Annotated in this window: 11 protein-coding genes and 3 pseudogenes; 12 read left to right on the forward strand and 2 right to left on the reverse strand. The window is 61.6% G+C overall.

Annotated features, from left to right (window positions below; genetic code table 11):
* Positions 1-293 precede the first annotated feature (293 nt).
* A complete protein-coding gene (locus JOF55_RS18440) occupies positions 294-1,166 on the forward strand; it encodes a helix-turn-helix domain-containing protein (protein ID WP_310275892.1) in 873 nt (290 codons plus the stop codon).
* Positions 1,163-1,564, forward strand: coding sequence for a DUF397 domain-containing protein (locus JOF55_RS18445; protein ID WP_310275894.1), 402 nt, complete (start codon positions 1,163-1,165; stop codon positions 1,562-1,564). Before JOF55_RS18440 ends, JOF55_RS18445 begins: the two co-directional genes overlap by 4 nt.
* A 125-nt stretch (positions 1,565-1,689) precedes the next feature.
* On the opposite strand, the pseudogene JOF55_RS24700 reads toward JOF55_RS18445, so the two are convergent.
* A pseudogene (locus JOF55_RS24700) lies at positions 1,690-1,848 on the reverse strand (IS30 family transposase); the annotation flags it as partial.
* A 54-nt stretch (positions 1,849-1,902) separates the two neighbouring features.
* On the opposite strand from JOF55_RS24700, the pseudogene JOF55_RS18450 reads away from it, so the two are divergent.
* Positions 1,903-2,448 (forward strand): annotated as a pseudogene (locus JOF55_RS18450) (molecular chaperone HtpG); the annotation flags it as partial.
* A gap of 223 nt (positions 2,449-2,671) precedes the next feature.
* Here JOF55_RS18450 and JOF55_RS18455 read toward each other — a convergent pair.
* A pseudogene (locus tag JOF55_RS18455) lies at positions 2,672-3,079 on the reverse strand (transposase); the annotation flags it as partial.
* 314 nt (positions 3,080-3,393) lie between these two features.
* On the opposite strand from JOF55_RS18455, the gene JOF55_RS18460 reads away from it, so the two are divergent.
* The 9 genes from JOF55_RS18460 to JOF55_RS18495 all read left to right on the forward strand — a co-directional run bounded on the left by JOF55_RS18460 (position 3,394) and on the right by JOF55_RS18495 (position 12,820).
* Entirely contained in the window at positions 3,394-4,047 is a 654-nt protein-coding gene (locus JOF55_RS18460) for a hypothetical protein (RefSeq protein ID WP_310275898.1), read from the forward strand.
* Positions 4,044-4,826 carry an SDR family oxidoreductase gene (locus tag JOF55_RS18465; RefSeq protein WP_310275900.1) on the forward strand — a complete coding sequence of 261 codons (783 nt, stop codon included), beginning with the start codon at positions 4,044-4,046 and terminating at the stop codon, positions 4,824-4,826. Before JOF55_RS18460 ends, JOF55_RS18465 begins: the two co-directional genes overlap by 4 nt.
* Positions 4,816-5,196 carry a hypothetical protein gene (locus JOF55_RS18470; RefSeq protein ID WP_310275902.1) on the forward strand — a complete coding sequence of 127 codons (381 nt, stop codon included), beginning with the start codon at positions 4,816-4,818 and terminating at the stop codon, positions 5,194-5,196. The genes JOF55_RS18465 and JOF55_RS18470 overlap by 11 nt, the downstream gene beginning before the upstream one ends.
* Positions 5,193-5,954: a coenzyme F420-0:L-glutamate ligase gene (locus JOF55_RS18475; RefSeq protein ID WP_310275904.1), complete on the forward strand. Its 762-nt coding sequence runs from the start codon at positions 5,193-5,195 to the stop codon at positions 5,952-5,954. The genes JOF55_RS18470 and JOF55_RS18475 overlap by 4 nt, the downstream gene beginning before the upstream one ends.
* Entirely contained in the window at positions 5,951-6,505 is a 555-nt protein-coding gene (locus JOF55_RS18480) for an adenylyltransferase/cytidyltransferase family protein (protein ID WP_310275906.1), read from the forward strand. Before JOF55_RS18475 ends, JOF55_RS18480 begins: the two co-directional genes overlap by 4 nt.
* On the forward strand, positions 6,502-7,017 hold the full coding sequence (locus tag JOF55_RS18485) for a hypothetical protein (RefSeq protein WP_310275908.1): 516 nt from the start codon (positions 6,502-6,504) through the stop codon (positions 7,015-7,017). Before JOF55_RS18480 ends, JOF55_RS18485 begins: the two co-directional genes overlap by 4 nt.
* Before the next feature lie 394 nt (positions 7,018-7,411).
* Positions 7,412-8,356: an isocitrate lyase/phosphoenolpyruvate mutase family protein gene (locus tag JOF55_RS24510; protein ID WP_374727313.1), complete on the forward strand. Its 945-nt coding sequence runs from the start codon at positions 7,412-7,414 to the stop codon at positions 8,354-8,356.
* A gap of 190 nt (positions 8,357-8,546) precedes the next feature.
* A complete protein-coding gene (locus JOF55_RS18490; protein ID WP_310275910.1) occupies positions 8,547-9,758 on the forward strand; it encodes an MFS transporter in 1,212 nt (403 codons plus the stop codon).
* A 20-nt stretch (positions 9,759-9,778) separates the two neighbouring features.
* Positions 9,779-12,820, forward strand: a complete 3,042-nt coding sequence (locus JOF55_RS18495; protein WP_310275911.1) for an AMP-binding protein — start codon at positions 9,779-9,781, stop codon at positions 12,818-12,820.
* Positions 12,821-13,092: the final 272 nt, after the last annotated feature.

The following is a 13,092-nucleotide window of genomic DNA, read 5'->3' on the forward strand; positions in this document are numbered from 1 at the left end:
GGGCGCGGCATCTGGTCGGGGCCCGTCGGGCACACCGAGCTTGTGCGAGGTGAGGCCCTGCGATGGAGGCAAGGTCGGTTGAATCACCTGTGGCATTGCGATGCCTCCTCCGGGGGCTACTTGCGGAACACTCATTGATTGAGAATCATCGTGAGTACAATCAAAGTACGATCAATGTACTCATGAGTGAATAGCCCATTCGGGTGTACTTGGAGCGGAGAGCGGAGTAACCTACCGGCACGTCAGCGACCTACGTGTCGCATCATGATGAGCAACAGGAGTTTGTGTGCGCGATGGGACAACAGCCGATCTCCAGCACTGTTCAGGCCGTTGAACTGGGATTGCGGCTGCGCGAGAGGCGTGAACAACTGGGGTTGACCGCCTCGTCCGTCGGCAAGCAAACAGGGATTGGCGGAAACAACCTCTCGTCGATCGAGATCGCCAAGCGTCGGCTGACATCGACGAAGTTGGCCGAGTTGGCCAAGGTGTACGAGCTGCCCGACGAAGAGCAGCACGAGCTTGAGGTGCTGCGATCACACACCGAGCGGCGGGAGTGGTGGCATGACTACACCCGCCTGTACTCGGAGGACTTCCTGCGCTTTATCGGTCTGGAGGCCGGAGCAACACAGCTGCGCGAGTACGCAGCCGAAACCATCCCAGGTCTACTGCAGACAGCCGATTACGCGCGGGCGATGATTCGGGGTGGTTCTCCCTACATTAAGCCGGTCGAGGTTGGGCCCCGCGTGGAATCACGTCTGGCACGGCAGAACCGCCTCGCCGATACGGACCCTGCCCAGTTCACCGTGGTGATCGGTCAGACGGCACTGCGGCAGGAAGTCGGCGGACGAGAGGTCATGCAGCGTCAACTCGACCGTCTTTCTCGAGCAGTCCAGGACGAGAGCATGCGGGTCGACATCCGTGTCGTGCCCTACAGCGCCGGAGCGCATCCCGTCATCGGAGGCGGACTCAAGATCCTGTCATTCGACTCCCGCTGGGTGCCCGACATGGTCTGGCAAGAAGCTGTCACCACCGGAAATCTCATCGACAAGCACCATGTTGTGGAGGTGCTGACTGCCAGTTTCGATGAGGCGCTCGACCGCGCTCTTGGGCGCGAGGACTCTCTTGCGATGATCAACGAGATACGTCAAGAGATGGAGAACCCATGACCTACGATGCCTTAGCCCGCACCGACTGGTTCAAGAGCTCGCACAGCAACCCGTCACAAGACTGCGTCGAGGTGAAGTTCGGGGAAGGGCTCGTCTCGATCCGGGACAGCAAGTACCGCCGTGACCCGGCCAACTCTCCGGCCAATGAGCCGATCATCAGGGTGACGTCCGAGGAGTGGCTCGCCTTCCTGGGCGAGCTGACCGGCAGCAGAACAGTCGGTGGTGGTGTGCTGAGCGTCGAAACGACAGCACAAGGCATGAGGCTGCTCCGCTCCGCTCGAAGTGGCACCACCTTGCTCTACACCGAGCCGGAGTGGCAGAGCTTTCTGGCTGGGGTGCGAGCTCATGAGTTCGACGGGCCCGCTGCCATTGTGGCGCCGAGCTCCTCGGCGGCATAGGAGATCAGAGTGGGGCTCGTCGGAAAACGCCGCAGTGCCCGACGAGCCCGGTCGGCCACGCGTGCGTGGTGATTCCCTGGTCGGTGCTTGTCGATCGGAGGACTTGGACACGCTGATGCTTCCAGTACGAGCATGCGGCCAGCATCGATGAACCACAACGAGCCACAGCTCGGCGACACGCCCACCTCTCGGGCCGCTGCGGCCCCCTTGTAACCCTGCCGCAGTAGCTCGAAGTAACGCTTCTTGACTGCCACCGACATCTTGTTGTGCGCCCACCGGGGCATCGAACATCCCTTCTCGGGACCGTTCGCAACCACCGATAGAACTCAAGCCTCTCCCGGGACAAGGGGCTGGAGGTGCTGCTGCTGACCGACCCGGTCGACGAGATGTGGGTGGAGTCGGCTCCCGAGTTCGACGGCAAGCGGTTCCAGTCGATCGCCAAGGGCCAGGTCGACCTCGACGAGCAGGACGAGGACGGCTCCGGTACCGAGCGGGCACAGCAGGAGCAGGAGTTCGCCGAGGTGCTGTCCTGGATGTCGACCAAGCTCGCCGACGACGTGAAGGAAGTGCGGCTGTCCTCGCGCCTGAGCACGTCACCGGCCTGCGTGGTCGGCGACAACGACGACATCGGACCCACGCTGGAGAAGATGTACCGCGCCATGGGCCACGAGGTGCCGCAGGTGAAACGCATCCTCGAGGTCAATCCCAACCATCCCCTCGTGAGCGGGATGCGCGATGCCTACGACAAGAACGGCGAGAGCCAGGAACTGAAAGAGACGGCCGAACTCGTCCACGGCATGGCGCTGCTGGCCGAGGGCGGTGAGCTCCGGGAACCCGCAGAATTCACCACCCTGCTGGCCACCAGGCTCGCCCGGACGCTGTAACCGCTCCCGCGCGCCTGCCGGGTTCGGAAAGCAGTCGCTCTCCGAACCCGGCAGGGCACCCGGTACCTCTTTATTGCCAATATTGCCGAATCTCCCCCGTCTCATTTGGTGGCGGCCCTGGACACCTGCGCGACGACCGGAAAGAAGAAACAGCTGGAGTGGAGTCGGTGGCCGGGTCCGATCGGCGATTCCGGCCGTCCCGCCACCGGCGGTTCTCCCGTCACCCACCTCCTCCCGCGCGCCGGCCAGCAGCGTCCAGGATCGCCCGCGCCCAGTCGATGTCGTTCTTGCCGGCAAGCTCGTTCAGGGCTTGTTGGTGCAAACGCAACCACACCCCTTCCGCGTGCCAGCGGACGAACCACCGATGAGCGGTTGGCACAGTCACTCCGAACGATGCCGGGAGATGTCGCCACCCGCACTCGCTTGTCAGCACGAACACGATCGCGGTGAACACCGCCCGAGCATTCGTCGGAGCCCGCCCTCCGCCCTGTGGACGAACGCTGGCTCGCGGGAGCATCGGCTCGACCAGTTCCCACAACTCGTCCGGCACCAATCGGCGCGACAGCTCGTTCACGAGCCGAAATCCTCCCACATTGCACGCTCCATGTGAGACACGACCACCACCGGCCATCATCGGCGACTTCGCCACGGGAGTGACCTCGGGAAACCGTCAATTTCCGGCGAGCAACCGCTCACGTCCAAACGTTCGAGCAGCGTCAACAAGTGTCGTCATCGGCTCTTTCGATGAGCCAAACGGGGGTGATAGAACTTTCAGGGAAGAAGAACAGCGATGAAACACCGTGCGAATTTGGAGGCAAGGAGGGAGTGCAGAATGGCGGGTAGCAAAACAGGAGTCCTTCTGTAGAAGTTTGGTAGTTGACCGTTCGAAGAAGCATGGTGCGAGCGCCTCCGGGGGCTCGTGCGAGATTGGGAGGAAACACTTTTATGGCCCGCGAGGTCGATGAGTTCATTCAGCGACTCGACGAAGACAATGAGTCATATTTCGCTAGCCTTCCGGAAACCGACACCGTGTACTGGGACCGTCCGCTGGAAGGCCTTGCCGCAGCTCAGTCGTTGCTGCCTCGTTGGTATAATGAGATCCGCGGTGTTGACATCATCGGGCGTTTCATCAGTCGAATCCCCGACATGAGCTTGAAGGCCCTTGTTGGTAGGCAGGTCGGCGATGAAGCCAAGCACGCTCGCCACTGTCGCCGTCGGATCGAGGCGCTCGGTGGTTCGATCATCGACTTTCAACCAACGAGTGAGCAAGTGCACTTCGGTGACCTCCTTGACTCCATGGCGTATCCAGAGGAGTTCTTCGCGGCGCAACAACTGACTGTTGAGACTCAAAGTCTCAAACGGAACGAACTCGCGCTGTCGCGCTTCGATCCCGAAACTGCTGCGATGTTCAAAAAGCACATCAATCCCGACGAGCACTTCCACTCAAAGCTCGGACGTGTCGGCCTGCAGGTGTTCGCCCGCACCGACGCTGCCCAGGAACGCGCGTGGCGGGCTGCGGAGATCATTCGGGACGCGCACGTCGCCATGGTTCGCTCGTACAGCGGCAACGAAACGACAGTCGCTGTTCTCGACGGATGAGTCGACGGGTAAGTGTCTTCGGTGCCGGAAGCATCGGTTCGGCAGTAGCCCACCGGTTGTCGGAGTGCGGGGTCCATGTCGCTCTGGCCGACCGAGACGAAGCGCAACAGGTCGTCCGGTACCCCGCCGAGCTGATCGTCCTTGCCCTCACCCACGGCTTGGAGGTTCCCACGCTGCTGGACGAGCTTCCCGCCGAAAGCACCGTCGTCGATCTGACAACGCAGTCCTCGGAATCCGCGCTTCGATGTTGCGAGCGTGCCGTACTACGCGATCTGGAGTACCACGGGGGCGGACTCACCGGAGGCGCCGACCAGGTGAACCGCGGGGAGGCCGTTCTGTTGCTCGGTCCTCCGCTCGGCAACACCGATCCACTCTTGGCTCTGCTCGGACAGGTCATCAGTTTCGACGACGTCCGGCAGGCTGCGCGCGCGAAAATCATACATAACGCGTATCTTTTGCTGCAACAGACGCTGTTGACGTACTTCGGAGAAGGAGGCGTTGGTCTGGAAGCCGAGCAGGTACTGACCGTACTCGAAACAGGAACAGCGGGGCGAAGCCTCGGCGACTCGTCGGTGGTGCGAGACCTACGGTCGGGGGCACCGAGCAGTTCGTACCGAGCGAGACTCGCACTGAAGGATATCGCCGAGATTCGACAGGAATTACCCGGATTGCCGTCTCCTGCTCGGCATATTATGGACACTTTGAAGGACATGCTGGAAACTGTGGACCCTCAGTCCCCCTTCACTACTGCTCTGATTGAGAATTTCTATGACAGATAAGCCACTCGTCGGTCCCAATCTGAGTCCCGCGCACACGAGCGCGGTGCTCGACGCGAGCGAGGTGTCCGTGCGGGCTCAGCTACACGAACGGTTCATGGAGCTCTTCGAGCATCCGAAAGCTCGTGTTGCTGCGGAGACGTTGGACCTGTTGCCCTTGCTCGACCGTGACGTAGATTCCTGTCGGACCGCGGATCTGGCTGTAGCCATTTATCGGCTGGAAACGGTGCTCGCAACCAGTCGGGCACCGTTGCCGGAGTTGTCCCTCGTGGACGAGGACGATGCAGTGCGGAATCCGGGATTCGATGACGTCGAGCAGGAGGCGTTCGACGAGGAGGAGGCGTTGCTTTCCGCAAGAAGGAGCCTCGCATGACCCGTTCCGACGAGTACTGGGAAATCGCGATCGCGGTTAACGCTGCGTTCAAGGGCATTCTCGGGAGTATGGGAGAGTCCGGCCATATCTGCGGGAGTGTCGAATCACCTTCCGCGCAATTGGACCTGGAGTCCGGCTGGCCGCATGTTCGCACGGAACTCGTCGAGCTGGCCGCTCCTCTCCTCGAGGACGGCGATGTCCTCGTGGTCGCGGACAAGGTGGTCGCCGCGAGTCTGGGGCGCACAGCGGACCGACGGGTACTGACGGATCCGGACCCGAAGATGATCACCGAGCAGCGACGAGCGGAACTGGCCGTCGAACTGGAACAGAGGACTGGCTTGCTCGTCGGGTCGACGCACCTCCTGATCGCCGACGAGTACGGCGATGACCAGGCGTGCCTGGGCACTGACGAGCCGAACCGCCGATGCGCCGAGATCGCGGAGTTCGTGGAGACAACCACCGGACGCAGCGTTGATGTCGTGATTTCCGACACTGACACCGGGCTCGACGTCCGACAACCGCTCATCGGCACGCTGACCATTGCTGCGACCCCGATCGGGGCGACCTCGGGGCTCAACCTCTACGAAGCCATGCGCTGCGCGGTTGCTTCGGAGTTTGCGCGCGGACACGAACGCAAACGCCCGATCACCATTTGCAAGCCGGCGGAGCGCCGCAGGGAGCGTACGGATATCGGTGCGGCGAGACGGTACGACGGATTCCTGCATATCGACGACGAAGAGGGATTGACCTACGAATGACGAAGAGCACGACGTTCATCTGGGAAGGTCGATTTCAGCCGATACACCGAGGCCATGTCGCTTATGTTCGCGAACTGCTGAAGCTGTGTGACGACCTGATCATCGTAGTCGTCGCGAACGAAGTGTCCGAGGTGTCGTCGTCTCCGGTTCCCGAATTCTCGGCGATCGTCGACGAGCACCACCGCAGTGAGAACAACCCGTGGCCCCTCTGGCAACGTCGGAAGCTCGTGTCCAAGACGTTGACGGCGACTTTTCCCGAGGCCAACATCACGGTACTCGCCGGTCACCGCCTTGACCTCGACTGGAACCTGTACGACCAGCTACTACCACCGGACCGCGTGTTCGCTGTTCCGACGCGGGACGATTTCGAGGACGCCAAGGCGGAGGCATGGACGTCCCTCGGTGAACGCGTGCATCGTGTCGATACGAGCCATGTGATGTCGGTGAGCGGCACGCTCGTACGTGAGCGGATGCAGGAAGGAAAAGAACTGGAAAGTGTTCTCGAACCGATCACCGCGGAACTGATTAGTTCTGGTGTGACACATTCATGACCACGGCCGCCCCCTCCGGAAGACCGAAGGCGTTACTGCTGACCGAGCTGCGGGTCACCGATACGGAGGTCGCTGGCCTGTTGCCCGACGATGTCACGAGCCGCGCCACTACTGCCGGCGAAGTGAGTCCGGAGTTGCTGAAGGACGTGGTCGTGGTGGTGCTGCGATCGGGGCCAGAAGTGCGCGCCCGGGAACTGTCGCTGCTTCCCGCTCTGCGGAGTGTTGTCCGTCCGGGAAGCGGGATTGACGATATCGACCTGAAAGCGTTGGACGAGCGGCAGATCGATCTGTACCGCGACCAGGATACTTCGTCGGCCGCGGTCGCCGAGATGGCGACTCTGGCGCTGACAAGTCTTTGCCGGTCCATGGTGGTCGGGCACAACCTGGTCATGCGTGGGGTCTGGGCAAAAGACAAGCTCATGGGTGAGCCCGTCGACGAGCTGGCTGTGTGTGTCCGGGGTGCGGGTCCGGTAGGACGTTCGGTCTCGCGAGCTCTTCGCACGGTTGGCTGAACATCCTCGTTACACAGCATCAGGGTGCTCAACGGTCAGATGGATGTCCGGGCCAAGCTCGACGAGTGGGCGAGGAGGCTTGCTGCGGTGCTCCTCGACGACGCCGCCGAGCGAGTCGAATAGCACGGCCGGATCGTACGGCTGTCGTGCGACGGCCGAGGGAGCACTGACGATGTGCCGGCTCTGGGGTTGTCGCCGCGGAGCTGATAATGCCAGCCGCCCGAAGTCGGACCGACGAGTGCGTCAAGGCGCCATAGTCACCAGTTCGTCGCGCAGTGAGGTCGTAGCTGTGGCGGATCGGAATTAGGTCTCTTGATTGGGAGATGCGGTAAACATGATAAACTCGAATGCGCACGGTCTTCGTCACCTGCTCCGCGAGGGCCGAGCTTGCCGGATGCTCGGGGTCTACGACGGCCTCGGCTCTCGCCTGGCCGAGGAGTCAGGGGCGGACGCTCTCTGGGCGAGCAGCCTGGGTATTTCCGCCGCGGACGCGGTACCGGATGCCAACATCAGAACGATGACCGACTTTCTCGCGGCCCTGCGCTCGATCCGGTCCGGAAGCGACCTACCGGTCGTTGCGGATTGCGACTCCGGGTTCGGCGACGTCAACAACGTTGCCCACATGGTTACCGAGTACGAACGGGCCGGCGCCTCAGCTGTTTGCATCGAAGATAAAATGTTTCCGAAGAGAAACAGTTTCAGTGACAACCAGAAACTATGCGATCCCGAAGAGTTCGCCGCGAAGGTCCGCGTGGCAAAACAGACGCAGAGGGACCCCGGTTTCATGGTCCGGGCTCGCCTCGAATCGCTCATCGCGGGCGCCGGCATGCGGGACGCCCTCGCCAGAGGAAAACTGTACGAGTCCGCCGGCGCGGACGTGATTCTCATTCACAGCAAGTCCGCCGGACCCGACGAGGTTCTGGAGTTCATGAAGCGCTTCAGGGATACGGGATCAACGACTCCTTTGGCGATTGTTCCGACGACCTACCCGCAGTTGACGTTCGATGACTCGGTTGCTGCGGGAGCGAGCGTGGTCGTTTATGCCAATCACGACCTCCGTGCGCGCATTGCCGCGAGCATAAGTGTTCGAATCTCTCGTGCGAGACGGCGGAAGCGACGGGGCCGAGGATCAGATCGCGAGCGTGGACAGGGTTCTCGAGATTATCGGGACCCCGGATCTTCGGCAACGCGAAGAGCGGGCGGCTCTGCTGAGCGCGACATTTGCGGAGGAAATCGATACGTACGATCAATGATGGCGCCGGCGCGTCGTCTCCGGGCGGAACCCCTGCGGAAGCGACTAGTGCGCCGAGAACATCTGCACTGTGACAAGAGTCGGTAACTGCCAGTACCTGTGACGAACATACCCCCATGTCACCAGATGGTCGGCGGGGGCACGTGGTGGTGCGGCCACGGCCCGGAGGCGAGCGGAACACGATCACGACGGATACAGGGAACTGATGATCTCACTTCGGCCACGCGTTCGACACCGCATAGTGACGAACAACGGAACTCGTGGGTCGGATGTTCCGATGCCCGCGAAGATGCGGTTTCTGCTGAGTGCCTTCCTTGTTTCCAGCATCGGAACGGGAATGGTTTACCCCTTTTCCGCCGTCTATATCAGCGAAAAGCTCGGGCTGCGCTCCGTCGGGGCCTCGATGTTCTTCGTGGGAATAGCCCTGTTCACGTTCGTCGGGGCGGGGTTGTCTGGCCGATTCGTCGACCGAAATGCCAGGCTGGTCTGCCTCGTCGGACTTGCTGTTCAGACGGTCGGCTATCTGGCCATGGCCACACTGTCGACGTTGACGACGTTGTCCATTACCACACTGGTCATCGGACTGAGTGCGGGCGTTTTCCAGACAGCGTTCCTGACGATACTGGCCGAGGTCCGTGACAACAAGGCCCTCCTGGCGAAGGTATACAGCTATCGCTACGGGGCCATGAACTGTGGTATGTCCGCCGGCGCGGTATTGGGCGGGATCCTGGTTACGTTCCTTGACGATCAACCGGGCTACCGGCTGATCTACGTGTGCAATGCCGTGAGCTTCGTGCCATTGCTTGTCGTCGTGGCGATGCAGCGTACGCATTCGCCGATTCGAGCCGGTTCCAAGGCCGGCGTCGGTCGCAGCACGGATGTGCTACGGAAGAGCCGGGTCGTTGTCCTGATTTCAGTACAAGCGATGTTGGTGCTCGCGGGCTACGGCCAGCTGAACTCCACGGTGCCGCTGCAGGTCGTGCGCGATCTTGACCTGCAGGACATCGTGTTGTCGGTCTTCTTTGCCGTGAACACAATTACCATTGTGGTGTTCCTTCCGATCCTGTCTCGGTGGCTGATCCACGTTCGTCCGACCATGGTGCTGCGTCACGTACCAATCGTTTGGATTTGTGCGGCTGCGACGCTAATGCTGTCCTCGCTGACGGACGGGCGTACGCGCATCGTCCTTGTCGTGTTGTTCGCCGTGATATTCGGAATCGGCGAGGTCCTGTATTCGATGTCCTTCCAGACCGTCCTCACACTCGCGGTCAGCGAGAAGGAAGTAGGCCGCGCCAACGCGGTGTCCTCCGCTGTCTGGGCCGCGGCTATGGGGATTGGACCCGCCTGTGGCATTGCGCTCGCCTCGGTTGTTTCTGTCCCGCTTTTCTGGGGTGTTGTGGTCGTCGTGCACATGGTGACGCTGTTGATCACCGCTCGTTTCCTGAGCGACGACGGAACCACTCCAGAGCCCGGTGGTGGGAGCGTCTGAGCCCGTACGGAGGTATTGTGATGACCGAACGTGACAGCACGAACATCTGGGGCCGGGTGAAAAGCATCGCCGCAGATCACCCGAACCTCCCTGCTCTGAGGTTCAGTCGCGGTCGCGAAATAAGCTACGGAGACCTGGCGGAACGAACGGAGGAACTCGCTGGACGACTGCACGACACCCATGTCGAACGCTTGTGCATCCATGCGACTCGTGGTGAGACGAGCAGTGTCGGAGTACTGGCCGCGCTAGCTTCCGGAGTGGATTTCTTCCTGTGCGACCCGAACCTGGCGAAACAGCGGCGTGTCGAAATGCGGAATCAGTTGCGGCCGGACTACGTGCTGGACCGTGGCGAGTCCTCGGGGCTTCCCGTTCTCACACGGATCGATGGCATCTCTGCCTTGCACGGCCACGAGTCGGGCTCGACTGTGCGTGACCGCCCCAATCGCTATTTCGTTTTCACGTCTGGGAGCACCGGAACTCCGAAAGCAGTGGTCGGAAACATTGCCGGTATAGAGAATTTCGTGCGGTGGCAGTCCTACGAGTTCGGAATCGGTCCTGGCGACCGTTTCGCCGCGCTCACGTCCACCGGATTCGACGTCTTTTTCCGCGACTTGCTTACCCCGCTTTTTTCCGGAGCCACCATTGTCCACCCCGACGATGACGACACCAATCGTCTCGACTGGTTGGAGAGGGAACGCATCTCCGCGTTGCACACGGTGCCGAGCTTGGTCCGATCCTGGTTGCACGCAAACACGGTGTCACGCGCCCCGGAAGCGGAGACATCCGCACTACGGATCACGTTCTTTGCCGGTGAACCGCTCGACCGGGATTTGGTCGATCGGTGGCGGCAGCATCATTCGTCCAGCAGGGTCATCAACTTCTACGGCCCCAGCGAGACGACCTTGGCTGCCTGCTGGGCCGATGTCACTCACCCGTCCGCCAGCGGTACCCAGGATGTCGGAACTCCCGTCCCCGGAGGGGCTGTGCTGGTGGTCGACAGCGCACTCGAAAAGGTTCCCGACGGCGAACTCGGACAGATCGCGGTACTCAAGCGGGACGCGTCCATGGGATATCTTCACGACTCGGAGGAGGGATTCGTTCAGCTCAACGGTGAACGTGCCTACCTGACCGGGGACGAGGGTCGTGTTGTCGATGGCCGCCTGCACGTGACAGGGCGCCTTGACGACCAGGTCAAGATCGACGGCGTCCGTGTGGAGCCGACGGGTGTTACCGCGACACTTCGCCGCCACCCTGCGGTGCTCGACGCGGTCGTGCTGGCCGAACAGGCTCCCACTGCGCACCTCATCGCGTTCCTGGTTCCTCGGGGGGAAGCCACGATCGATGTGAACGAGGTGCGTGGCTATCTGGCCGAACGGTTACTGAACGCGGAGGTCCCGTCACGGTTCAGAGTCATGACGGAACGACTTCCGCTGACTGACAGCGGAAAGATCGATCGGCAGCAGTTGCTGGCCGTCCTGAACTCCGATCCGACACGCGAGAGCGTGGACGATACTTCGTCGAACGACGAACACGCCTGGCTCACTCTCGCCGACTTCGAGTCGATCCTGGAGACACCTGTGGATCTCGACTCCGACTTTCTCGAGTGCGGGGGAACGTCCATGGGCGCGGCCGCCCTCGCGGTGCGACTGTCCGAACGGACCAATCGTCTCGTGCGAGGCGCCGAGATCATGAGCCTCCGGACGCCGCGGGCGCTTGCTTCGGTGACAGCGATGGAGCAGGACGACGAGATCGGCTGGCCCGATGAGGATGACGTGGGTGAACAGTCCGAGATGCTGTCTCCGGCACAGCGCCGCTACTGGGCCACGTTCGGGTCCGACGTCCCGTCCTCGGCCAGCACGATGTCGTTGCGGGTGGAGTTGGATGACGACGTCGAAGGTGCGTTACTGCGGCGATCCCTGGACGCGGTCGTCCAAAGGCACGACGCGTTGCGCACCGTATTCCGGGAAACCCCACAGGGACTTCGACAAGTTCGTATACCGGTGGACGAACTCACGTCGATCGAGCTTGCAGAACGTGACGTTGGCACGGATGCGGACGTGGACGAGGCATGCCGCTGTGTTGGTTATGCACTGGAGCGTGAACCTCTGAATATTTTCGTGTGGCCGCTGCACCGTTTCGTCTTGGTTCGTGGTCCGCGCAGGCGGGTTCTGGTGGGTCTTGTGCACCACCTTGTTTTCGACGGCGTGTCCCGTTCTATTTTCACGGATGAATTGCGCTGCTTTCTCAGTGGGCTGGAAAACGAGTTGGGGGAATCCACATCCTACGCCCAGTACACCGAATGGGCCCATCGTCAGGAAGAACGTGCGCTGCAGGAAAAATCCACCGCGCGGAGGCTTCGGGGAGCCGATTCTCCGATGCATCTTCCTCTTGGTCCGTCCGGACCAGCCTATGACGGCGCAGCGGTGTGGCTCACACTTCCACGGGAGCTCGTCAACGCGGTCAACGAAGCAGCTCAACGCTTTCGTGTGACACCCTTCGCGATTCGCAGTGCCGCTTTCGCGATGGCGTGTTCGGTACTTTACGGCCGGACCGAAGTACTGATCGGAACACCTTACGAGGGTCGTAGTCATCCGAGACTGAGGCGCGCCGTCGGGATGTTCCTGTCATTGCTGACGTTGCGTGTTCGGGTAAGCTCCCGCGATACGATCGAAAGCATGGTCAATAGCCTGGGCGAACAGATCGGCGCGGCGGCCCTGGCCGAGCACGAGCAGATAGACCGAACGGCACTGGAATTGGGCGTAACACCGCAACCGGGTCGCCTGCCCCTGACAGGAGCATTTATCAACACCGCATTCCTCGAAACGTCCGCCAACCCGTGTGCCACCAACATCCAACACGCGCACTCCGGGAAGGCCGTTGCATTCGATGCAATGGCCTGTTTTTGGGATTACTCGGATGGCCGGAGTGATCTGGAATTGCAGTTCAGGCGGGACGCGTTGTCACCGGAGTGCGCCGAAGACACATTGCGCGTGCTCGTCAACAAACTGGATGAACTGGCGACCGGAAACGGTCACGGCGCTCTTCGTTTGGAGGATCCATGAGTAATGTGTTCCTGCTGTTTGGCAGCGATATGGTTTTCGCTCGTTACGAACCGCTCTACCGGTCGCTGGAAGCGAGGGGATTGGAGGTGGTTGAAGTCGTCCTCGGCGGACACGGTGAGGTCCACGGCCTCGGTTCCCGTCGCTTCGCACACCCCGAACTGGAGCGCGACCCACTGAAGGCGGCACAAGACATCGTGGCCTGGCTCGGCTCCGGTCCGGTGTCGGACCGAGCGATCGGTGGCGCGGTACTCGGCGAACAGTCGGTCATCGCG

The organism is Haloactinomyces albus (genome assembly GCF_031458135.1).
GTDB lineage: Bacteria > Actinomycetota > Actinomycetes > Mycobacteriales > Pseudonocardiaceae > Haloactinomyces > Haloactinomyces albus.

What these genes read in the sequence shown, in the direction of transcription:
- JOF55_RS18440 (WP_310275892.1), top strand. Translation starts at nt 294, where the DNA reads ATGGGACAACAGCCGATCTCCAGCACTGTTCAGGCCGTTGAACTGGGA.
- JOF55_RS18475 (WP_310275904.1), top strand. Translation starts at nt 5,193, where the DNA reads ATGACCCGTTCCGACGAGTACTGGGAAATCGCGATCGCGGTTAACGCT.
- JOF55_RS18480 (WP_310275906.1), top strand. Translation starts at nt 5,951, where the DNA reads ATGACGAAGAGCACGACGTTCATCTGGGAAGGTCGATTTCAGCCGATA.
- JOF55_RS24510 (WP_374727313.1), top strand. Translation starts at nt 7,412, where the DNA reads ATGCTCGGGGTCTACGACGGCCTCGGCTCTCGCCTGGCCGAGGAGTCA.
- JOF55_RS18490 (WP_310275910.1), top strand. Translation starts at nt 8,547, where the DNA reads ATGCCCGCGAAGATGCGGTTTCTGCTGAGTGCCTTCCTTGTTTCCAGC.
- JOF55_RS18485 (WP_310275908.1), top strand. Translation starts at nt 6,502, where the DNA reads ATGACCACGGCCGCCCCCTCCGGAAGACCGAAGGCGTTACTGCTGACC.
- JOF55_RS18465 (WP_310275900.1), top strand. Translation starts at nt 4,044, where the DNA reads ATGAGTCGACGGGTAAGTGTCTTCGGTGCCGGAAGCATCGGTTCGGCA.
- JOF55_RS18445 (WP_310275894.1), top strand. Translation starts at nt 1,163, where the DNA reads ATGACCTACGATGCCTTAGCCCGCACCGACTGGTTCAAGAGCTCGCAC.
- JOF55_RS18460 (WP_310275898.1), top strand. Translation starts at nt 3,394, where the DNA reads ATGGCCCGCGAGGTCGATGAGTTCATTCAGCGACTCGACGAAGACAAT.
- JOF55_RS18470 (WP_310275902.1), top strand. Translation starts at nt 4,816, where the DNA reads ATGACAGATAAGCCACTCGTCGGTCCCAATCTGAGTCCCGCGCACACG.
- JOF55_RS18495 (WP_310275911.1), top strand. Translation starts at nt 9,779, where the DNA reads ATGACCGAACGTGACAGCACGAACATCTGGGGCCGGGTGAAAAGCATC.